Below are 20,237 nucleotides of genomic sequence, written 5' to 3'. Positions count from 1 at the left end.
TCCGTACATCCGCCATCTTCACAACATCGGGACAGTCACATGGGACGAGGAGACATCGCATTGGAGTGGATCAGCGGATTCACCGCCGACGGCGGTCCGCGCTACCTGCAGATCGTGGGATTCATGGAGCACGCGATCTCCGACGAGCGCCTGAAGGCGGGCGACCGGCTGCCGCCCCAGCGCCTGCTGGCGGAGCGCCTGGGCGTGGACCTGACCACGGTGACGCGCGCCTACACCGAGGCGCGCCGACGCAACCTGCTGGAGGCGCGCGGCGCCGCCGGCACCTTCATCGCGGCGCCGCGGGTGGACCTGACGCAGGTGATCGACCTGTCGATGAACATCCCGCCGCCGCCGGCCGGCATCGATCTCGACGACTTGCTGCGCCAGGGCGTGTCGCAAGTGCTGATCCACAGCGACGTCGACCTGCTGATGACCTACCACCTGGGCGGCGGCAGCAGCGCCGACCGCGCGGCCGGCGCCATGTGGATGGCGCCGATGCTGGGCGCGGTGGACGAGGAGAGGATATTGGCTTGCCCCGGCGCGCAGTCGGCGCTGGCGGCGCTGATCCTGTCGCAGACCCGGCCGGGCGAGACGATCCTGGCCGAACCCTTGGCCTATCCCGGCCTGCTGACGGCGGCCGCGCAGCTGGAGCGCCGGGTGGCGGCGGTCGACACCGACCGCGACGGCATGCTGCCGGATGCGCTGGAAATGATGGTCAAGAAGCACCAGGCGCGGCTGGTCTACCTCAACCCGACGCTGCAGAACCCCACCACCCACACCATGCCGGCGCTGCGCCGCGCCGAGCTGGCGGCGGTTGCGCAGAAGCTGGACCTGCGCATCATCGAGGACGATCCCTACTGGCTGTTCAGCCCGCAGCCGCCCAGGCCGCTGGCGCACTACGCGCCGCGCCACGTGTTCTATGTCTCGACCCTGTCGAAGTGCCTGCTGCCGGGCTTGCGCACCGCTTACGTGGTGATGCCCGAGCTGATGCCGCAGGAGGAGGTGCTGGGCGCGCTGCGCTCCTTCGTGCTGATGTCGACGCCGCTGATGAGCGCGCTCTCCACGCAGTGGATACACGACGGCACCGCCGCCTCGCTGCTGGAAGGCATACGCACCGAAGCCTGGGCGCGCCTGGAGCTGGCGCATCGCACGCTGGGCGACAGCAAGCTGGCGGAGTCCGGCGGCATCCACCTCTGGAAGGCGCTGCCTTCGCACTGGCGCGGCCCCGACTTCGTGCAGAGGGCGCGCGTGGAAGGCCTCAACGTGGTGTCGCACGCGGCGTTCCGGGTGGCGCCGGAAGACGCTCCCGGCGCGCAGGCATACATCCGCATCTCGCTGGGCCGCTCGCGCAGCCGCTTCGAGCTGGTCAATGCGCTGCGGCGGCTGGCCGAACTGGCCCACCGCCGCGGCCAGCGCGAAGTGGTGGTCTGAGCCGCCGGTCTTACTGCCTGGCGGGGACGTTGTTGGCCGCCTCCAGGATCAGGTTGGCGATCTCGTCGGGATGCGACAGCATCGACACGTGCGACGAGGCCACCTCGATGGTCTTGGCCTTCATGCGCGCGGCCAGGAAACGCTCCAGCTCGGGCGAAGTCGTGCGGTCGTTGGTCGAGACGGCATACCAGGTCGGCTTGCTGCGCCATGCGGCCTGGGTGGTGCGCCCGGCGAACAGCGTCTCCGAGATGCGGCCTTGCACCGCCGACAGCGCGCGCGCCTTGACCGGGTCGACATCGCCGGCGAAGTCGCGCACGAAGGCCTGCTCGCTCAACTGGGCGAAGCCGTTGGCCTTGACCAGCCCGGCCGAGGCCGGCGGCGCCGGGAACCTGGCGGCCAGCGCGCCGTAGTCCTCGCCCGCATCCGGCGCGCGCGCCGCCACATACACCAGTCCCGCGACCTTGGCGTCGTTGCCGGCCTCGCTGATCACGGTGCCGGCCCACGAGTGGCCGACCAGGATGGTCGGGCCGTCCTGCAGGGCCAGGATGCGCTTGGTGGCTTCGACGTCGTCGGCCAGCGAAGACAGCGGGTTTTGCACCGCCGTCACGTGCAGGCCGGCCTTCTGCAGGCGTTCGATGACGTCGGTCCAGCAGGAGCCGTCGGCATAGGCGCCATGCACCAGCACGACGTTGCGGATGGCGGGCGCCTTGGCGTCCTGGGCCATGGCGCCGGGCGCCAGGCTCAATGCCGCGGCGGCGGTTGCGGTGGCGATCAGGGTCTTCAGGAATTGGCGTTTGATCATGATGTTTCCTCGTTGGATGATGGAGTGTTGCGGGTGGGACGATCGGTCGTTTCAGGCGGCGTTCGTCGCGTCGGGACGAGCGCCGCCCGCCGCCCCGATCAGGGCGGGAGATGCGTGCATCAGGGGTTTGTCGGGAGTGCCTAGGAGAGCGGCCTGCCGGGCTCCACCGCGCGCTGCAGCGGCAGCGTCTCTGGCGAGTCGGGGCTCACCACCGCATAGAAGTAGCGGCCTTGCCGCCAGTACTGCGTGAGCAGCTTGCCGTCGCGCCGGTTGCCGCTGCCGAAGTTGAACAGCTCGCCCGGCGGGCGCAGGTAGTAGACGATGGCCTGGCCCTGGCCGTTCTGGTAGACCACCATCGCCGCCGGCCCCTTGTCGCTGGCCATCAGGCGGCCGCCGACCGGTTTGAAGCCGTAGGCGCTGAAATCGGGCAGCGGCGCGGCCTGCACGAAGTTGCGGTCGAGCCATTGCTGCAGCTGGCGCGGGTCGTCGTCGCGCACATCCACCATCGACGCCTGCCGGGCGCCGGCGAACATCCGGTAAGCCTGGGTGGCGTCGGCCATCGGCAGGTAGGTCTTGCGCATGTCGAGGTCGCGCCATTGCCAGCCGCCCAGTGCGCCCAGCGAGAGCGTCAGCAGCAGCGAGGCGGCGATGCCCCAGTGGCGCCGGCTGCGCGAACGCAGTTCGCGGCGGATGCGGAACGGGTCGAGCCGGGCCGGCGTCGGCGAAGCCGGGACGTTCTCCAGCGCGGCGCGCAGGCGCTGGGCTTCGGCCTTGAGCGTTTCCACGTGGCGGGCCGCCTCCGGGTGCGCGGCGAGATGGCGCTCCACGCTCTGGCGCAGCGCCGGATCGAGCTGGCCGTCGGCATAGGCTTGCAGCTCATGTTCGGTGGGCAGGGGACTGTTCATTTCATGATCCGCAGGTTGGGCGCGGCGACGGCGCCTTCGTTGAGGTCGCGCAGCGCGCGGCGTGCGCGCGAGAGGCGCGACATCACGGTGCCGATGGGAATTTCCAGCGTCGTGGCGGCCTCCTGGTAGCTCAGGCCCTCGACCGACACCAGCAGCAACAGGGCGCGCTGCTCCGGCTGCAGGCGCGAGAAATCGTCCAGCGCGGCGCGCGAGAGGGCGATGTCCTCGGGCGAGGGCGCCAGCGCCTCCTCGCGCGACGAGAACAACGAGAGCAGGCCGGCATAACGCTTGGCGCGCCGTTCGCCGTCGATGAAGCGGCGATACATGATCTGGAACAACCAGGCCCGCAGGTCGCCCTCGGCGCGGCGTTCGCGTCGGGACAGCGCGCGCTCCAGGCAGGACTGCACCAGGTCGTCGGCGCTGCTCTCGTTACGCGTGAGCGAACAGGCGAAGCGCCGCAGCCGCGGCAGCAGTTCGCGCAGGTCGTCATCGGTGAAATCTTGGCTCATGGCAATCGTCATCAGGCGCCGCAATGGCGCGTCGTGTTGCGTTATGCCGGTAAAACGAACGGGCGCGGGGTTTATTCCCGCCGAGGTGAAGATTTTATGCCGCCCCGGGGAAGTGGGGCGGCGGAAGGATGGAAAAGGCGGCGGCGGGATGCGCTCAGCGCACGGCCGATTGCGCCAGCAGGCCGTTGACGGCGTCGTTGACGATCAGCGAAGGCAGCGAGCTGCGGTCGTTCCTGACGATGACCATGTCCTTCTCGACGTCGCCCGGCAGCGCCAGCTGGCCGATGTAAGTGCAGTCGGCGCTGCAGGTGTAGCGCAGCACGGCATTGCCGCGGTTGACCTCCAGGATGTACTGGCCGTTCTCGATGCCGTAGTAGCGCACCGCCGCCATGGCGTCCTTGGCGCCGCCCTGCGGATCGGCATAGAAATATTGCCCTTGCTCCACACGCACATAGTGCGGCCAGGGCGTGGCGCCTTCGGGAGCGACCCCGGCGATCTGCGCGCTGCTGAGGCGCAAGTGCAACGGCGCGGCGACCGGCTCGGTTTGCGCCAGGGCGGGCGCGGGGACGGCCGCGGCGGCTGTCGTCACCGGCTGGGCCGGCAGGCGCGCGGCCTCGGCGATGGAGCCGCCGGCCAGCGCGTCCAGCTCGGTCTGGCGGCGCCGGTACCAATCCAGCAGGCAGGCGCGGTCGCGGCAGTTCTGCTCGCGCCAGCGCCATTGCCTGTCGGACTCGGTGGTGAAGGCGCGGCGGTCGGCCGCGCGCTGGCGCGCCTGGCGGAAGGCCTTGCCGAGGCGGTCGTCCAGCGCGGAGAGCTCGGCATCGCCGCAGATGATCTTTTCGTTGGCCGCGCCGGCGCGGGCGCAGTCGAAGCTGGCGCCGAAGGAGGGCGCGTGCGCCAGCAATCCGGCCGCGAAGGCCGCCGCGCAAAACGAGGAAAGACGGGGCTGGCGGGCGATCTTCATGGTGTTCTCCGATGTTGCTGCGATGCGATGGACGCAAGCTTCGCATCGCCCCGGGCAGCCCAAAACGACAAGAAGAGAGGTTTTTTTTGGAAAAAATTTACAGCTGAAAAAGCGTGTTCGGGGCTCTTTACATTCGCGCCCCGCGAGCGATCCGGCGACGCCGCCGGCATCCAAGTAAAATCGCGTTTTCCGCGACGACGGAGACCATGGAGCGGGCAATGCAGGGCAGGCAAGACAGCGGCAGGACAGACGAGTTGCGCCAGGGCGAGCGACGGGGATTCATCCTCAGCCGCCACTGGCGCGACACGCCCGCCGGCGTCGAGATCGAGCTGTGGCTGGCCACCGACGACGGCCCGCAATGCCTGCGCCTGCCGCCGCAGCAGGCGGTGGCCTTCCTGCCGCAGGCGGACCGCGAGCGCGCCGAGGCGCTGCTGCGCGGCGACGCCTCTTTCGAACTGCGCGCGCTGGACAATCTCAAGGACTTCAGCCAACGCCCCGTGATGGGCCTCTACGCGCGCCAGTACCGCAAGCTCCTGAAGATGGAGAAGCAACTGCTGCAAGCCGGCATCGCGGTCTATGAGGCCGACGTGCGGCCGCCCGAGCGCTACCTGATGGAGCGCTTCATCAACGCGCCGCTGGCCTTCTCCGGCACGCCCGGCGCCGACGGCGTGCTGGAGGATGCGCGCATCCGGCCCATCGAGGCCTATCGACCGACGCTGAAGCTGGCCTCGCTGGACATCGAGACCAGCTGGCATGGCGAGCTCTATTCGATCGCCATCGAGGGCTGCGGCCAGCGCACGGTCTATGCGCTGGCGCCGGGCAGCGGGGCGGTCGATGCGGTGGATTTCGATTTGCATTTCGTCGACTCGCGCAAGGCCCTGATCGAGGCGCTGAACGACTGGATGGCGCGCCACGACCCGGACGCCGTGATCGGCTGGAACCTGATCCAGTTCGACCTCAACGTGCTGCGCAAGCAAGCCGAGAAATACCAGACCACGCTGCGCCTGGGGCGCGCCGGCCGGCCGCTGGAGTGGCGCGAGCACGGCTTTCGCGCCAACCACATGCTGGTGACGGCGCCGGGCCGGCTGATGATCGACGGTATCGAGAGCCTGCGGCAGGCGTTCTGGAATTTCCCCTCGTTCAGCCTGGAGAACGTGGCGCAGTCGCTGCTGGGCGAGGGCAAGGCGATCGCCACGCCCTACCAGCGCATGGACGAGATCGACCGCATGTTCGCCGAGGACCGCGCGGCGCTGGCCACCTACAATCTCAAGGACTGCGAATTGGTCACGCGCATCTTCGCCAGGACCGAGATCCTTGAATTCCTGCTCGAACGCGCCAGCGTCACCGGCCTGCAGGCCGACCGCAGCGGCGGCTCGGTGGCGGCCTTCACCCACCTTTACATGCCGCAGATGCACCGCAAGGGCTATGTGGCGCCCAACCTGGGCGACGCCGAAGCCATCGCCAGCCCGGGCGGCTTCGTCATGGATTCACGCTCGGGACTGTACGACTCGGTGATCGTGCTGGACTACAAGAGCCTGTATCCAAGCATCATCCGCAGCTTCCTGATCGATCCGGTGGGACTGGTGGACGGCACCTTGAACGAGCCCGAGGCCGACACCGTGCCCGGCTTCAACGGCGCGCGCTTTTCGCGCCGCAGCCACAGCCTGCCGGCCATCATCGAACAGATCTGGCAGAGCCGGGAAGCGGCCAAGCGGCGCGGCGACAAGCCGCTGCAGCAGGCGCTGAAGATCATCATGAACTCTTTCTACGGCGTGCTGGGCTCGACCGTCTGCCGCTTCTTCGATTCGCGCCTGGCCTCGTCGATCACGCGGCGCGGGCACGAGATCATGCACCGCACGCGCGAGCTGATCGAGGAGCAGGGCTATGAGGTCATCTACGGCGACACCGACTCCACCTTCGTCTGGCTCAAGCGCGCCCATGGCGACGACGAGGCGCGCGCCATCGGCCTGGCGCTGGTGGACGGCATCAACGCCTGGTGGCGCCAGCGGCTGGCGAGCGAATACGGGCTGGAGAGCGCGCTGGAGCTGCAGTTCGAAGTGCACTACCAGCGCTTCCTCATGCCCAGCGTGCGCGGCGCCGACATCGGCAGCAAGAAGCGCTACGCCGGCTACGTGCGCACCGCCGCCGGCGAGGACAAGGTGACCTACAAGGGCCTGGAGACGGTGCGCACCGACTGGACGCCGCTGGCCCAGCAGTTCCAGCAGGAGCTGTACCTGCGCATCTTCCGCAAGCAGCCGTACCGCGACTACATCGCCGGCTACGTGGCCGACCTCCTGGCCGGCAAGCTGGACGAGCAGCTGGTCTATCGCAAGCGCCTGCGGCGCCAGCTCGATCACTATGAGAAGAACGTGCCGCCGCACGTGCGGGCGGCGCGCATGGCCGACGAGGTCAACCGGGAAGACGGCCGGCCGCTGCAATACCAGCAGGGCGGCTGGATCAACTATGTGATGACCGCGGCCGGCCCCGAACCGCTGGAAAAACGCAGCGCCGCCATCGACTACGAGCACTACCTGGAGCGCCAGCTGGCGCCGGTGGCCGACGCCATCCTGGCCTTCGTCGGCGACAGCTTCGCCGGCATCACCTCGCGCCAGCAAACCTTGTTCTGAAGTAAGGGAAAGGCGTATGCTGGCGCCTGTACCGTATCCGTCTTCCCGCGGCGCGTCCCGGAGGTTCCATGCACTCACTGCCCATCCAGCTCTTCGATCCCGAGTCGAGCACCTACACCTACATCCTCGCCGCCGATGGCGAGGCGGCGCTGATCGACCCGGTCGACCAGCACTGCGAACGCGACCTGGCGCACCTGGAGCGGCTCGGCCTGCGCCTGGCCTGTATCCTGGAAACCCACAACCATGCCGACCACGTGACCTCGGCCGGCCGCCTGTGCCAGCTGACCGGCGCCCGGACCGCCGCGCCCAGCGGTTGCGGCATCGCGCCGGCGGACGTGCAGCTCAACCATGGCGACACGCTGCGTTTCGGACGAGACGAGGAGATCCAGGTCATCCATACGCCCGGCCACACCGCCGGCAGCATGTGCTACCTGTGGCGCGGCAACCTGTTCTCGGGCGATACCCTGCTCATCGACGGCTGCGGCCGCACCGATTTCCAGAGCGGCAGCGCCGAGGCCTTGTACCGCAGCGTCACCGAGCGCCTGTTCTCGTTGCCCGATGAGACGTTGCTGTGGCCGGCGCACGACTACAAGAGCCGCTCGGTGTCGACCATCGGTTGGGAGAAGCGCCACAACAGCCGGTTGTCCGGCCGCTCGCTGGACGACTTCGTGGAATTGATGAACAACCTGAAATTGCCACCGCCGCGGCTCATGGACGTGGCGGTGCCGGCCAACCGCAACCTCGGCTTGCCGCATTGAGGGCGTTAAGAACGTGGAAATGGAAAGGGCCGGATTCAACGGAATCCGGCCCTTTTTTGTGTCTGGCATGCGCAGCCGGCGCCGGCTGTCGGCCGGTATTGCCGTTCATTGCGCGCCGCTGCCTGGCGGGTGATCGAAGTCAGGCGCGGGGAGGAGGCTCAGCCCAGGTGCGAATCGCCGTCGCGCAGGTTGCGGGCGACCGTCACCGGCTTGGCCGGGGCGCCGCTGTAGACGCGGCGCCAGATGTAGTAGCCGAAAGCCAGCGAACCCGCCACCACGTACAGGGCGTAGAAAGCCAGTGCGTAGGAGCCGTAGTGCATCAAAGACTGGAAGATGTTCATTTTTCCCTCGTGAAGGATGGCCAAGGTTGATTCGATGGCGCCATCCTATTCCCCATACAGTTGACCGAATATCAGGATTTTTCTGATGTGCCGGTCCGGCAACATCCGGAAATTGTTTTCCCTCAAAAACAGTTTCCGTCGCAAGTAATCCCCAGGTGCCAATTGTGCCCGCTTTCATTGGCCCGCGCATGCTCACGTGAGCGAAGATGATGTATTTCTCGGGCTTTTACGGGCGCCTGTCTCGGCGCCGCAACGGCGTCGGCACACAAAGAAAAGGCCGCGGGTCGCGCGGCCTTTTCTTTGTGTGCCGGCTGGCCGGCAGCCGTCGTTCAGCTCTGTTCGGCGGCGCCCGCGCGCGCCGGGATGGCGGCCGGCTGCTTGAGGTGGTGCAACAGCTTGCCGACCATGGCGATGACGGTGAAGCCGACGATCACGAAGAACAGCGCCAGCGGCGTCAGGCTGTGGATGGAGACGAACCCGGCCAGTCCCATCATGATCGAGGACACCACCAGCAGCGCGAAGCCGAGGATGGCGCTGGTCAGCCCGGCGATGTGCGGGAAGATGGAGTTGCCCTTGGCCATCAGCGTCGGGTACATGGCGCCGGCGCACAGGCCCATCACCAGCACCGGGGCAGTCAGCGTCCACACCTGCAGGCCCACGGTCAGGGCCAGCGCCAGCATGGCGACGGCGGCGCCGGTCATCACCCGCGCCCCGATGCGCAGGCGCTGCTCGGCGCTCGGCAGGCGCGGGTGCTGGATGCGGTTGGAGATGCCGCCCAGGAAATACATCAGGCCGATGGCCAGCGCCAGGTAGCCGAAGGCGGTCGGCGGCAGGTGCAGCGTGTTCTGCACCATGAACGGGCCGACGATGTTGAACACCAGCAGGATGCTGTAGCACAAGCCCTGCGCCAGGAAGCAGCTCTGGAACACCGGGCTGGCCAGCACCAGGCGGGCGTTCTTCATCAGCGTCTGCGGATGCAGGCGCACCGGGCGCGCCAGCGTCTCGCGGTAGCGCCACAGCACGGCCCACATGCCGAAGGAATAGACCAGCAGGAAGATCAGGCAGGAGCGCCAGCCGAAGGCCTCCTGCAGGTGGGCGCCGATCACCGGCGCGATGATCGGCGCCAGGCCCCAGGCGATCGACATGTAGGTGAAGGCATGCACCAGCGCCATGCCGGCGAAGGAGTCGGCGATGATGGCCTTGGCCAGCAGGTTGGTGGCGGCGATGCCGAAGCCTTGCAGCACGCGCGCGCCGACGAAGGTTTCCAGGTTGGTGGCCGCCAGCGACAGCACGCAGCCCAGCGTGAACAGCGCCAGCCCGGCCTGCAGCACGCGCTTGCGGCCGTAGGCGTCGGCCAGCGGACCGAACACCAGTTGGCCGATGGCGTAGGCGAACAGGTAGCTGGTCACGCTGGACTGGATCGCCTGCGGCGAGGTCTGGTAGAAGTGCGCCATGGTGGGCAGCGCCGGCACGTAGATGTCGATGGCGAGCTGGCCGGCGGAAGCGAAGGCGCAGACCAGGAACAGCAGGAAGCGCGGATGATTGGGCGGATGTTTGGCGGTGGAGCTCATGAGGGGCGGCGGATGGCGTGGATGACGCGGTGCAAAGGACGCTATTGTGCCGAGTTGTCGGGATTCCTGCTGGCGGCGCCCCAAACCAACGCGCCGCACCGCCGCCGCGGCCGCCTCAACCCATGCGCGCCTCGCTGGGCGGATGCCCGATGATGCGCTTGAAGGCGCGGCTGAACGAAGCCTCCGAGTCGTAGCCCAGGCGGCTGGCGACCACCGCCACGCGCATGCCTTCGCGCGCGATCCAGTGGCGCGCCTGGAACATCTTCACGCGCGCCACGTACTTGGCCGGCGTCTCGCCCACGGTGCTGGAAAACTTCTCGATGAAGCTGGAGCGCGAGGCGCCCATGACCTCGGCCAGTTCGGCCACCGACCATTCGCGCTCGGGCTGTTTGTGCACCGCGGCCAGCACCCGGCCGATCTGCGGGCAGCGCACCGCAGCGATCCAGCCGGTGGCGTCCGAGCAGGCGCATTCCACCCACGCGCGGATGATGCTGGCGGCCAGCACGTCGGCCAGGCGGGCCAGGATGCCGCAGGCGCCGATGCGGTTGAGTTCGATCTCGCGCTCCATGGCCTCCAGCATGGCCAGCACCGCCGGATCGCGCTGGCCCAGGTCGCAGGCGCGCATGACGTCGGGCATCATCGCCAGCAGCGGATGCAGCGGATCCAGGTTGAAGCGCATCGAACCGCAGAACAGCACTTGCGAGGGCGGCCCGGCGGTGTCGGCCAGCAGGCTGTCGCCGCCGGCGCCGTTGACCAGGAACAGGTTTTCCGACACCGGCTGGCGGGCCAGCGCCTCGATATCCACGCACGGCACGTCGGGCGAACTGGCCAGCACATGGAAGGTGCTGCGCGGCAGCAGCAGGGCGTCGCCGGGGTTGAGCTGCATCCAGTCGGTGGACTGGGTGCGCATCCAGCAGCCGCCCTGGGCGACGAAATGGAAGCTGGCCTCAGGCTTGGGATGGAAGGCGATGGCCCAGGGCTCGCGCATCACGCAGCGGCCGTATTCGACGCCATCCAGGCGCAGGCCGAGCAGGATGTCGGTGAGGGTGTCGGGCATATCCGGCACCTGGGGCAGGTTGCGGATGTCGTTGGCGTTCATGGCGGGTTCTCCTTGCTCATGTTCGGGCCTGGGTTTCAAGCTTCGGACGAATAGTCATGAGAATAAGCGTTATAGGCATGGAAAGTCCAGGCTCTTGCGCCTACACTGCCACATCTCCGCATTCCCGATCATTTTTGATTTCCTCCCGGAAAGACGCCATGCTTGAAGCTTCCCCCGCCGGTTCCGCCGGCTCGCAATCGATATCCTCTGTGTCCCACGCCAACTGGGGCGGCATCGCCAGCCTGGCGCTGGGCGTGTTCGGCCTGGTCACGGCGGAGTTCCTGCCGGCCAGCCTGCTGACCGCCATGTCCACCGACCTCGGCGTGACCGATGGCGCCGCAGGCCAGGCGGTGACGGCCACCGCCATCGTCGGCGCCATCGCCGCGCCGACCATCCCGGTGCTCACCCGCAACTTCGACCGCAAGCGCGTGATCATCGCGCTCACGCTGCTGCTGATCATCTCCAATGCGCTCGCGGTGTCGGCCACCAACCTGCCGGTGCTCCTGGTGTCGCGCGTGATGCTGGGCATCGCGCTCGGCGGTTTCTGGTCGATGGCGGCGGCGCTGGCCATGCGCATGGTGCCGGAGCAGGTCTTTGCGCGCGCCATGTCGGTGATCCTGGCCGGGGTCTCGATCGCCACCGTCTGCGCCGCGCCGATCGGCGCCTACATGGGCAACCTGTGGGGCTGGCGCAGCGCCTTCGTCGCCGCCGGCGTGGTGAGCGTAATCACCCTGGTGGCGCAGGTGTTCGCCATTCCCAAGCTGCCGCCCAAGGACAACCCCAGCCTGTCCGTGCTGTTCCACCTGCTGGGCCGCGGCGACGTGCGCGTGGCCTTGCTGGCGGTGCTGCTGGTGATCTCCGGCCACTTCGCCGGCTTCACCTATATCCGTCCGCTGATGGAACACGTCACGCACCTGACGGTATCGGCCATCTCGGCGGTGCTGCTGGGCTACGGCGTGGGCGGCTTCATCGGCAACTTCGTCGGCGGCTTCATCGCCGAGCGCAGCGAGCGCCTGGCCATCGTGGCCGGCGGCGCGCTGATCGCGGCGCTGGCCGCCACCCTGTGGGTGGCCGGTTCCTCGCCCACGGTGGCGGCGATCTCGATCGCGCTGTGGGGCTTCGCCTTCGGCGCCTTCCCGGTCGGCTTCCAGACCTGGATCGTGCGCGCCGCGCCGGACCACGCCGAAGGCGCGGGCGGCCTGCTGGTGGCGGCGTTCCAGATCGCCATCGCCAGCGGCGCCATCGGCGGCGGCGTGCTGGTGGACCAGGTCGGCGCGCTGGGCGGCACCATCTTCGCCACCGTCACGCTGACCCTTGGCACCTTGCTGACGCTGCGCTACGGCCCGCGTCCGGCACGCGCCTGAGCCGCCGGGCCGGGCGGCTGCCGCAAGCCCTACAGCCGGACTGCCGCCTTTCCTATAGCTGGGCCGGCCGCCGTATCCGATACTGCTGATCTTGAGCTCAACGCGTCCACAGCTGCTGCGGATCGCCGACAATAAGCACAAGGAAAACGGATACGGAGGCGTGGATGCATCATCGGCTGCGATGGCTGCGGTGGCCGCTGCTGGTCGCCGGAGGGCTGCTGGCGGCGCTGGCTGCCCTGGCGCTGGCCGTGCAGTTGCTCGACTGGAACCTGGCCAAGCCCTGGGTGCTGGCGCGGCTCTCGGCAGTGCTGGAGCGGCGCGTGAGCGTGGACGGCGAGCTGCGGCTGGGCTGGTCGCGCGGGCCGGACAGCGAGTCCGGCGATACGCGCTGGCTGCCGCGCCTGGCGCTCAGCGCGCGCCAGGTCGCCATTGCCAATACCGACTGGTCCACCAGCGGGCCGCTGCTGGCCCGCGCCGATTCGGTGGCCCTCACATTTTCACCGCTGCAGCTGCTGCGCAAGCACTGGCTCATCACCGACCTGCGCCTGCAAGGCGTTGAGCTGGTGATGGAGCGCGCTTCCGACCGGCGCAAGAACTGGCGCTTCTCGCAAGCCGAGGAGCCGGCCTGGTCCTATGACATCCGCCGCCTGGAGTTCGAGCGCGCCAAGGTGCGCTATGTCGACCTGCCGCTGAAGATGGACCTGGCCTTCGACATCTCGCCCTTGCCCGGCAAGCCGCAAGGCGCGCTCAAGGACGGCACGCCCGACTTTGCCATCGCGGGCGCCATCAGCGGACGCTACAACCAGGCCCAGCTCAGCGCCAGGGCGCAGGGCGGCCCCTTGCTCGATTTGCTCAACGACGGCGCGCTCTATCCCCTGCGCGCCGAGGGCGAGATCGGCCGCGTGCGCGCCGCCATCGACGGCACCCTCACCAATCCGCACCGGCTGGCGCGGGCCGACCTAAACCTGAAGCTCTCCGGCGCCACGCTGGCCGACCTCTACCCCGCCACCGGCGTGCTGCTGCCGCCATCGCGCGCGTTCCGCACGCAAGGCCAACTGGCCATCATCCGCGCCGGCGGCAAGCCGCCGACGTGGGATTGGCGCTACGAGCGCTTCACCGGCACGGTGGGCGAGAGCGACTTCGCCGGCGACGCCCGCTACCTGCGCGGCCAGGGCAAGCCGCAGCTGCGCACCACGGTGCATTCGCGGCTGCTGCGGCTGGCGGACCTGGTGCCGCCCAACCAGGAGGGCGGCAAGGGCAGCAGGGGCGGCAAGTTGCTGCCGGCGCACCCGTTCGAACCACAGCGCTGGGACGCGCTGGACGCCGAGATCAGCTTCTCCGGCGATCGTTTTGCGCTGCTGCCCAAGGCGATCTGGCAGGATGCGCGCGCCGAGATCCGGCTCAAGGACCGGGTGCTCAGCTTCGATCCGCTGCGCTTCTCGATGGCCGGCGGCCGGGCCGAGGGCGCGCTGCTGCTGGACGGGCGGCAAGACCTGATCGGCGCGCGCCTGCGGCTGGCCGCGCATGGCTTGCAGGTCAAGCAGCTGTTCCCAGGCCTGGGCGCGCTGCAGGCCAGCTTCGGCCAGCTCGACGGCAGCGTCGAACTGGCCGGCGCCGGCAACTCCATCGGCGCCATGCTGGGCACGGCCGACGGCAAGCTCGACGCCCGCATCAGCGAGGGGTCGATCAGCAAGTTCATCCTGGAGGCCGCCGGGCTCAACCTGGCCGATGCCGTGTTCGCGAAGTTCTACCGGGACAAGCAGGTGCGATTGCACTGCGCCGTGGCCGATGTGCGCGTCGCCAAGGGACAGGCGGAGCTGCGCAGGTTCGAGCTCAATACCGAGGACGCCCTGATCGAGGTAGGCGGCCGCATCGACCTGGCGCGCGAAGCGCTGGACCTGAGCATCCATCCGCATACCAAGCGCCTGCGCGTGCTGTCGCTGCGCACGCCGCTGTCGGTGACGGGCAGCTTCAGCCATCCGGTGGTCGGCGCCGAGGGCGGGTCGCTGGCCGCCCGGGCCGGCGCCGCCGCGGCGTTGGCGCTGGTGGCGCCGCTGGCGGCGTTGGCGCCCCTGATCACCCCCGGCGAGGACATTCCCGACGACTGCCGCGCGCCGCTCACGCACAAGCGCTGACAAGGCTGACAGCGGATCCCCACGCCGGCAAGGGTGTCACGCCGATACGGCTCGGCACTGGAGGCGCGCATGCTGCTGGGCATCGCAACCCGACCGAGGAGCACATCATGGCCAAGCACAGCACGCTGGACGACACACCCTCGCACGCCACTACGCTGCCCGAGGCGCAGGCCGACCGCCTGCTCAACGACGATGCGCAGCCCGACCAGGACGATGCCGACGCGCCGGCGGACGCCAGCCAGCTGCGCCGGCGCGAGGAGCGCCACGCGCCGCACTCGCTGGATGAGGAGAGCATCGGCCTGGATCGCGTCAGCGGCACCGATGAGGAAGAAATCGGCAAGGAGCTCAACATCGGCGGCGCCGAAGACGCCGACGAAGACGAATACGGCAACACCGTGAGCCCGGACGGCGATCCCAACCGCTGACCCGCCCGCGCCGGGCTCAGCGGCCCGGCGCGGCGCGTCCGGCTGCCTTGTCTTCGTACATGCCCTGGTCGGCCAGCTTGATCAGGGTCTCCACATCCTTGCCGTCCCGCGGATAGAACGCCGCCCCGAGCGACGCGCCCACCGTCATGCCTTCGGCCCCCTTTACCTCGCGCAGGCACTGCAGCGGCGGCGCCAGCGCGCGGTCGATCTTCTCCCTGACCCGGGCGGCGAACCCGGCCGTGGCGATGCCCCAGAACACCAGCACGAATTCATCACCGCCGAAGCGCGCCACGATGTCGTCCTCGCGCACGATGCCGCGCAGGCGCTGGCCGACCTCGATCAGCGTCAGGTCGCCGTAGTCGTGGCCCAGCGTGTCGTTGATGGCCTTGAAGCGATTCAGGTCGATGAACATCAGCGTAAATTGCGAGAACAGCTCGCCGGCGCGCCGGCCGCGCTTGTTGACCGCCGCATCCAGGTAGCGCAGCAGGGCGGCCCGGCTGGTCACGCCGGTCAGCTTGTCGGTATTGAGCTCGGCCTGCATGTCCATGAAGCTGCGCGCCAGCTGGCCGATCTCGTCGCTGCGCTCGATCTTCAGCGCCACGTTCATCTGGCCCTTGCCGATCTGCGCGGCCGCGCGCGAGAGCCGGCGCACGTCGCGCACCACCCAGCGCACCACGCTCAGGCCCACCAGCAGGGCAATGATCACCGTCACCACGGAAATCAGCAGGGTCCAGCGCACGTTGCGGTCGAGCGCGCCGAGGATGTCGCTGCGCGGCACCGCCACCACGGTCACCCACGACAGCCCGGCGTTGTCGCGCACCCAGGAGTAGGCGGCGTAGATCGTTTCGCCATCGGGCCGGATAAAGGTGAAGGTGCGCCGGGTGCCGCCGAGCAGTTGTTCCTCGGCCAGGTGCGCCTGCAGCGTGCCGTAGATGTTGCGCACCGTGGCGTTTTCGCTGTCGGCCGCGCGCAGCCGGCCGATGCCGCCGGAGCCATCGACATGGATGCTGTTGCCGTCGGAGGCGGCGATCAGGTCGCCGTTGGTTTCCATCACGAAGGCCACGCCGCGCGAGCTGATGTGCAGGTCGCCGATGAAATCGTTGAGCGCCTTGAGCGAGACGTCGGCCGCCACCACGCCCTCGAAGCGGCCGTCCATTCCCAGCACCTGGCGCGAGCGGGTGATCACCAGGTCGCGATCCCAATAGTTGATGTAGATCTCGCTCCAGGCCTCGCGCCCGGTGCTGCGGGCGGCCACGTACCACGGCCGCGCGCGCGGATCGAAGTCGGTGTCGTCGTTCTTGGGCATGCCCAGCGGGCCGCGGATGCCCTGCACCGAATAGGCGCTGCGGTAATCCTGCGCGGCCAGCTTGACGCGCAATTCGGCTTCGCCCGCGCCATGCCGGAACAGGCCGACGAAGTCGCCCTGGCTGTTGCCGTAGAAGACATAGTTGCTCAGGCCCGGATGCATCGAGGTGGCGCTCCAGAAGCGCGCGCGCAAGCCGTCGAGATCGGCGCTGACGTCGGCGGCCACCGGCATGTCGCGCGGCAGCGCCGACTCCAGCACTTCGGTGGCGCCGTCCACGTGCCGCTGCACGGTCAGGGCGATGCGGTCGGCGGTCTGGTTCAGCATCTGCTCGGCCACCGACACCACGGCGCGGCTTCCTGCCGAATAGGACAGCATTCCTATGAGCAGGGACAAGACGATGATGAGGACCACGAACGGCAGCACCAGCACCCTGGCCAGCGAGGATGAAGAACGGAGAATCTGGATCATTGCCTTCCTTGCGCTTGTGTTGCGGCTGTTGTTCTGGCGGCGGCAGGACGGCGTTCGTGGCGTCGCCGTCTCTGCCCGTTATCGGCAGCGACGGCGACAAAATGAAGGGTGCGGCCTCAGGGTTGCAGGCCGGGCCGGGCAGGCAACGCGGCGGCCGCCGCTTCGGCGCGACCGGCGCGCAGCGCGATGCGCTCCGGATGAAAGCAGCGGCCCACCCACAGCGCGAACTGTTCCAGGGCCGAGCACAGGATGAAGTACAGCACGCCCACGCACAGGAACACTTCCGCCGGATGCACCATCAGCCGGCTGTTGACCTGGGCCGCCACGAACGACAACTCGCCCACGCCGACGATATAGGCCAGCGAACTGTCCTTGACCAGCGTGACCCATTGGTTGACGAAGGACGGCAGCATGATCTGCAGCGCCTGCGGCAGCACGATATGGCGCAGCACCGCCAGCCGCGGCAGGCCCAGCGACATGCCGGCCTCCCACTGGCCCTGGCTGACGCCGGCGATGCCGGCCGCCACCGAATGCGCCAGGTAGGCGCCGCTCACCAGCGACAGCGCCAGCATCACCGAGAGCACGCCCGGCACGTCGATGCCGAAGGCGATGGGCAGCAGGAAGTAGGTCCAGAAGATCAGCATCAGCACCGGAATGGCGCGCAAGAATCCCAGAACCAGCAACAGCAGCCGGTGCCAGGCGCCGGCGCCGACGGCCAGCGGGATGCCCAGCGCCAGGCCCAGCAGCGCCGACAGCAGCGCCGAACCGGCCGCCAGCAGCAGCGTGAGCGCGGCGCCGCCGAGCGGGCCGTCGGGGTAGTTTCCCCACAGCAGGTAGGGCAGGTTGTCCAGCAGGATGGCGAGATCCATCATGTCCTCCCCTGGCGCAAGCGGCGCGCGCGCAGATGGAGGTGACCCGCCGCCTCGATCACGGCGATGGCGCCGATGTAGAGCAGCGTGGCCACGCCGAAGGCCTGGAAGGCCAGGAAGGTTTCCGACTCCACCTGGCGCGAGGTGTAGGACAGCTCGGCCAGGCCGATGCCCATGGTCAGCGAGGTGTTCTTGAGGATGTTCATGTATTGGCCCAGCAGCGAAGGCAAGGTCAGGCGGATCGCCTGCGGCAGCACGATGTGACGCAGCACCTGCCAGCGCGCCATGCCGATGGCGGCGCCCGCCAGCGCCTGACCCGGCGGCACGCCGCGCATGCCGGCGCGGATCTCCTCGCTGACGTAGGCGGTGGAATAGCACACCAGCCCGCACAGCGCGGCCAGGAACTCGAAAGAGGGCCAGTGCAGCGCCAGCGGCCCGAAGAGCGGCAGCGCGTGCTCGCCGTTGAGCCAGTCCATTGCGCCTTCCGGGAAGAAGCTGGGCACGCCGAAATACCAGAACAGCAACTGCACCAGCAGCGGCGTATTGCGAAACAGCGAGGTGTAGGCCATGGCCGGCAGCTGCAGCGCCCGGATCCCGCCGGAGCGCGCCGCCGCCAGCAGCATGCCCAGCAAGGTGGCGAGCAGGGCCGCCAGCGCGGTCAGCCACAAGGTGGTGAGGAAGCCGCGCCACATCCAGAGCAGGTACTTGGGCGCGAGGACAGGACCGGAAAACAGCGGCCCGGAAAGCAGGGAGGCGAAGTGCTCGAACATGATGGCAGGAGGCAGGCAGGAAAGACAAAAGCCAGCGGCCGGCGCGATGCCGGCCGCTGGCCTTGCCGGGAAGGGCGGTTTACTTCTAGCTCAGCTTGCTGTCGCCGATCTTGAACAGGCGCGGCAGCGGCTGCGCGCTCTGCGGGCCGAACCACTTGTCGTAGATCTGCTGGGCGGTGCCGTTCTTCTCCAGCTCGCGCAGCCAGTCGTTGAGGAAGCCCACCAGGCGCGTCTCGCCCTTGGGCACGCCGACGCCTTCATATTCCTCAGAGATGGCGAAGGGCGGGATCTCGTACTTCTCCTTGTCCGGCAGCGTGGCCAGGATCGCGGTCAGCTTGGTGCCGTCCTGGCTGAAAGCCTGGATGTTGCCGTTGCGCAGGGCGGCCAGGCCCAGCGGGGTGTCGTCGTACAGCACCACCTTGGTGTCGGGATACTTCTCGCGCAGCGTGGTCTCCATGGTGGTGCCCTTGTCGGTGCCCACGCGCACCTTCCTGATGTCCTCGGCGCCCTTGAGCACGCCCTTCCTGGCCAGGAACTGCTGGCCCGAGGCGATGTAGGGGATGCTGAAGTCGATCACCTTGGCGCGGTCTTCGGTGATGGTGAAGTTGGCGAACACCAGGTCGACCTTGTTGGAAGTCAGCAGCGGGATGCGGTTGGCCGGATTGGTCGGCACGATCTCGACCTTCACGCCCAGCTTCTTGCCCAGTTCGTTGGCGTAGTCGATGTCCAGGCCGACGATCTTCTTGCTGGCGCCGTCGACGTAGCCGAACGGCGGATTGCCGTCGAAGGCCGCCACGCGCAGCACGCCGGCCTTCTTGATGTCGTCCAGCTTGTCGGCATGGGCCGCGCCCGAGACCAGCGCCAGGGCCAGGGTCATGGCCAGCGGGGTGAATGAAGCATGCAGTTTCATGAAGTGTTTTCCTTGTTGTTGTGGGTTCCGGAACGCAGGCCGCCGCGACGCCCGCAGAGCTCGTGGCACTCGTGACGATGCGCAGGCGCGGGCGGTGCGATCTGGCGCATGGCATGCACCAAATGGGAGCGAGTATAGGAAGCGGGAAGCGGATCGGGAACGACTATTTCCGGCTTTGAATATGCGGAAAATCGGCGCCGGCCTGCGCGCCGCGATCGAGCAGGATCGCCTGCGCGAACTCGACGAAGCCCGCGCCGCCCGGCCCCTCGGTGATCCAGGCCGGCGCCTTCGGCAATTCGGCCAGGCACTCCCTGACGGTGGAGACGCCCACCGTATGCCGGTAGCGCGCGAACATCGGCGCGTCGTTGATCGAATCGCCGCTGTAGGCCAGCACCTGCTGCGCCTGCGCGTCGTCGATCGCGTACTCTTCTTCCAGCGCCTTGCGCGCCGCGGCCAGCTTGTCGTAGCCGCCTATCCAGCCCAGCACCCACAGGTTGTTCACCGTGACGTCGAGGCCGGCCTCGCGCATGGCCGCGGCCAGTTCCCGATCCTGCCCGGCATCGCCGCTGCGCGAGAAGGCCAGGCTGGCCAGCCGGAACGGCTGGTCGTCGGCCAGCCTGGCGGCGGGGATGCGGCGCAGGAGGATGTCGCCCTTGTCGCGCAACTGCTGCATGACTGCCGGGGCGTATTGGCCGTGCCAGAAATGGCGCGCCAGGCCATGCGCGCCGTCGAGCCGGAAGAAGAAGCCGCCGTTTTCGCCGATCACGCCATCCACCGGCCACATGCGCGCCATCTGGTCGCACCAGCCGGCCGGCGCGGCGGTAACCGGGATCACCCGGATCCCGGCCTGCTGCAGTTGTTCCAATGCCTGATAGGTGGACGCGCCCAGGCGTCCACGGAAGGTCAGGGTCTCGTCCATGTCGGTCAGCACGAAGCGCACGCCGGCGAAGGTCGCGCTCGGCCGTTGGGCCAGGGGCCGCATC

18 protein-coding genes are annotated in these 20,237 nt (G+C 68.5%); 6 read left to right on the top strand and 12 right to left on the bottom strand.

Features of this window, described 5'->3' with window-relative positions; genetic code table 11:
• Positions 1–39: 39 nt before the first annotated feature.
• The gene (locus Herbaro_RS11715) at positions 40–1,431 is read left to right on the top strand and encodes an aminotransferase-like domain-containing protein (protein ID WP_275009806.1); all 1,392 of its coding nucleotides are present in this window, start codon (positions 40–42) and stop codon (positions 1,429–1,431) included.
• 10 nt (positions 1,432–1,441) lie between these two features.
• Here the strand turns inward: Herbaro_RS11715 and Herbaro_RS11710 are convergent, their stop codons facing one another.
• The 4 genes from Herbaro_RS11710 to Herbaro_RS11695 form a co-directional block, all read right to left on the bottom strand.
• A complete protein-coding gene (locus tag Herbaro_RS11710) occupies positions 1,442–2,233 on the bottom strand; it encodes an alpha/beta fold hydrolase (RefSeq protein WP_275009805.1) in 792 nt (263 codons plus the stop codon).
• 140 nt (positions 2,234–2,373) lie between these two features.
• Positions 2,374–3,138: an anti-sigma factor family protein gene (locus Herbaro_RS11705; RefSeq protein ID WP_275009804.1), complete on the bottom strand. Its 765-nt coding sequence runs from the start codon at positions 3,136–3,138 to the stop codon at positions 2,374–2,376.
• Positions 3,135–3,647 (bottom strand): sigma-70 family RNA polymerase sigma factor, encoded by a 513-nt coding sequence (locus Herbaro_RS11700; RefSeq protein WP_275009803.1) that lies wholly within the window; start codon positions 3,645–3,647, stop codon positions 3,135–3,137. Before Herbaro_RS11700 ends, Herbaro_RS11705 begins: the two co-directional genes overlap by 4 nt.
• A 154-nt stretch (positions 3,648–3,801) precedes the next feature.
• Complete coding sequence (locus Herbaro_RS11695; protein WP_275009802.1) at positions 3,802–4,611, bottom strand: lysozyme inhibitor LprI family protein; 810 nt, start codon at positions 4,609–4,611, stop codon at positions 3,802–3,804.
• Between the two features lie 218 nt (positions 4,612–4,829).
• Between Herbaro_RS11695 and Herbaro_RS11690 the strand changes: the two genes are divergently transcribed.
• Both Herbaro_RS11690 and Herbaro_RS11685 read left to right on the top strand, forming a co-directional pair.
• On the top strand, positions 4,830–7,238 hold the full coding sequence (locus tag Herbaro_RS11690) for a DNA polymerase II (RefSeq protein ID WP_275009801.1): 2,409 nt from the start codon (positions 4,830–4,832) through the stop codon (positions 7,236–7,238).
• 68 nt (positions 7,239–7,306) lie between these two features.
• A complete protein-coding gene (locus tag Herbaro_RS11685; RefSeq protein WP_275009800.1) occupies positions 7,307–7,996 on the top strand; it encodes an MBL fold metallo-hydrolase in 690 nt (229 codons plus the stop codon).
• A 158-nt stretch (positions 7,997–8,154) separates the two neighbouring features.
• Here the strand turns inward: Herbaro_RS11685 and Herbaro_RS11680 are convergent, their stop codons facing one another.
• The 3 genes from Herbaro_RS11680 to Herbaro_RS11670 all read right to left on the bottom strand — a co-directional run bounded on the left by Herbaro_RS11680 (position 8,155) and on the right by Herbaro_RS11670 (position 11,007).
• The gene (locus Herbaro_RS11680; protein WP_275009799.1) at positions 8,155–8,337 is read right to left on the bottom strand and encodes a hypothetical protein; all 183 of its coding nucleotides are present in this window, start codon (positions 8,335–8,337) and stop codon (positions 8,155–8,157) included.
• A 329-nt stretch (positions 8,338–8,666) separates the two neighbouring features.
• On the bottom strand, positions 8,667–9,908 hold the full coding sequence (locus Herbaro_RS11675) for a multidrug effflux MFS transporter (RefSeq protein WP_275009798.1): 1,242 nt from the start codon (positions 9,906–9,908) through the stop codon (positions 8,667–8,669).
• A 115-nt stretch (positions 9,909–10,023) separates the two neighbouring features.
• Positions 10,024–11,007 carry an AraC family transcriptional regulator gene (locus Herbaro_RS11670; RefSeq protein WP_275009797.1) on the bottom strand — a complete coding sequence of 328 codons (984 nt, stop codon included), beginning with the start codon at positions 11,005–11,007 and terminating at the stop codon, positions 10,024–10,026.
• Between the two features lie 158 nt (positions 11,008–11,165).
• On the opposite strand from Herbaro_RS11670, the gene Herbaro_RS11665 reads away from it, so the two are divergent.
• From Herbaro_RS11665 to Herbaro_RS11655, 3 genes are all read left to right on the top strand, one after another.
• Positions 11,166–12,371, top strand: a complete 1,206-nt coding sequence (locus Herbaro_RS11665; protein ID WP_275009796.1) for an MFS transporter — start codon at positions 11,166–11,168, stop codon at positions 12,369–12,371.
• 164 nt (positions 12,372–12,535) lie between these two features.
• Positions 12,536–14,506, top strand: coding sequence for an AsmA family protein (locus Herbaro_RS11660; RefSeq protein ID WP_275009795.1), 1,971 nt, complete (start codon positions 12,536–12,538; stop codon positions 14,504–14,506).
• Between the two features lie 107 nt (positions 14,507–14,613).
• Positions 14,614–14,931: a hypothetical protein gene (locus Herbaro_RS11655; RefSeq protein ID WP_275009794.1), complete on the top strand. Its 318-nt coding sequence runs from the start codon at positions 14,614–14,616 to the stop codon at positions 14,929–14,931.
• 16 nt (positions 14,932–14,947) lie between these two features.
• Here Herbaro_RS11655 and Herbaro_RS11650 read toward each other — a convergent pair whose 3' ends face one another.
• From Herbaro_RS11650 to Herbaro_RS11630, 5 genes are all read right to left on the bottom strand, one after another.
• Positions 14,948–16,705 carry a sensor domain-containing diguanylate cyclase gene (locus Herbaro_RS11650; RefSeq protein ID WP_275009793.1) on the bottom strand — a complete coding sequence of 586 codons (1,758 nt, stop codon included), beginning with the start codon at positions 16,703–16,705 and terminating at the stop codon, positions 14,948–14,950.
• A gap of 116 nt (positions 16,706–16,821) precedes the next feature.
• Positions 16,822–17,574, bottom strand: a complete 753-nt coding sequence (locus tag Herbaro_RS11645) for an amino acid ABC transporter permease (RefSeq protein ID WP_275014005.1) — start codon at positions 17,572–17,574, stop codon at positions 16,822–16,824.
• Positions 17,574–18,344: an amino acid ABC transporter permease gene (locus Herbaro_RS11640; RefSeq protein WP_275009792.1), complete on the bottom strand. Its 771-nt coding sequence runs from the start codon at positions 18,342–18,344 to the stop codon at positions 17,574–17,576. The genes Herbaro_RS11645 and Herbaro_RS11640 overlap by 1 nt, the downstream gene beginning before the upstream one ends.
• An 85-nt stretch (positions 18,345–18,429) precedes the next feature.
• Positions 18,430–19,254, bottom strand: a complete 825-nt coding sequence (locus tag Herbaro_RS11635) for an ABC transporter substrate-binding protein (protein WP_275009791.1) — start codon at positions 19,252–19,254, stop codon at positions 18,430–18,432.
• 163 nt (positions 19,255–19,417) lie between these two features.
• Positions 19,418–20,236 (bottom strand): HAD-IIB family hydrolase, encoded by an 819-nt coding sequence (locus tag Herbaro_RS11630; RefSeq protein ID WP_275009790.1) that lies wholly within the window; start codon positions 20,234–20,236, stop codon positions 19,418–19,420.
• Between the last annotated feature and the right edge of the window lies 1 nt (position 20,237).

Origin of the sequence: Herbaspirillum sp. WKF16 (genome assembly GCF_028993615.1) — a bacterium.
Classification (GTDB): Bacteria; Pseudomonadota; Gammaproteobacteria; order Burkholderiales; family Burkholderiaceae_D; genus Herbaspirillum.
This window is presented reverse-complemented; position numbering and strand designations above follow the sequence as displayed.

Bases quoted from the DNA above. Each gene is read 5' to 3' on its own strand.
- Herbaro_RS11715 (WP_275009806.1), top strand. From the start codon at position 40: ATGGGACGAGGAGACATCGCATTGGAGTGGATCAGCGGATTCACCGCC.
- Herbaro_RS11710 (WP_275009805.1), bottom strand. From the start codon at position 2,233: ATGATCAAACGCCAATTCCTGAAGACCCTGATCGCCACCGCAACCGCC.
- Herbaro_RS11705 (WP_275009804.1), bottom strand. From the start codon at position 3,138: ATGAACAGTCCCCTGCCCACCGAACATGAGCTGCAAGCCTATGCCGAC.
- Herbaro_RS11700 (WP_275009803.1), bottom strand. From the start codon at position 3,647: ATGAGCCAAGATTTCACCGATGACGACCTGCGCGAACTGCTGCCGCGG.
- Herbaro_RS11695 (WP_275009802.1), bottom strand. From the start codon at position 4,611: ATGAAGATCGCCCGCCAGCCCCGTCTTTCCTCGTTTTGCGCGGCGGCC.
- Herbaro_RS11690 (WP_275009801.1), top strand. From the start codon at position 4,830: ATGCAGGGCAGGCAAGACAGCGGCAGGACAGACGAGTTGCGCCAGGGC.
- Herbaro_RS11685 (WP_275009800.1), top strand. From the start codon at position 7,307: ATGCACTCACTGCCCATCCAGCTCTTCGATCCCGAGTCGAGCACCTAC.
- Herbaro_RS11680 (WP_275009799.1), bottom strand. From the start codon at position 8,337: ATGAACATCTTCCAGTCTTTGATGCACTACGGCTCCTACGCACTGGCT.
- Herbaro_RS11675 (WP_275009798.1), bottom strand. From the start codon at position 9,908: ATGAGCTCCACCGCCAAACATCCGCCCAATCATCCGCGCTTCCTGCTG.
- Herbaro_RS11670 (WP_275009797.1), bottom strand. From the start codon at position 11,007: ATGAACGCCAACGACATCCGCAACCTGCCCCAGGTGCCGGATATGCCC.
- Herbaro_RS11665 (WP_275009796.1), top strand. From the start codon at position 11,166: ATGCTTGAAGCTTCCCCCGCCGGTTCCGCCGGCTCGCAATCGATATCC.
- Herbaro_RS11660 (WP_275009795.1), top strand. From the start codon at position 12,536: ATGCATCATCGGCTGCGATGGCTGCGGTGGCCGCTGCTGGTCGCCGGA.
- Herbaro_RS11655 (WP_275009794.1), top strand. From the start codon at position 14,614: ATGGCCAAGCACAGCACGCTGGACGACACACCCTCGCACGCCACTACG.
- Herbaro_RS11650 (WP_275009793.1), bottom strand. From the start codon at position 16,705: ATGATCCAGATTCTCCGTTCTTCATCCTCGCTGGCCAGGGTGCTGGTG.
- Herbaro_RS11645 (WP_275014005.1), bottom strand. From the start codon at position 17,574: ATGGATCTCGCCATCCTGCTGGACAACCTGCCCTACCTGCTGTGGGGA.
- Herbaro_RS11640 (WP_275009792.1), bottom strand. From the start codon at position 18,344: ATGTTCGAGCACTTCGCCTCCCTGCTTTCCGGGCCGCTGTTTTCCGGT.
- Herbaro_RS11635 (WP_275009791.1), bottom strand. From the start codon at position 19,254: ATGAAACTGCATGCTTCATTCACCCCGCTGGCCATGACCCTGGCCCTG.
- Herbaro_RS11630 (WP_275009790.1), bottom strand. From the start codon at position 20,236: ATGCGGCCCCTGGCCCAACGGCCGAGCGCGACCTTCGCCGGCGTGCGC.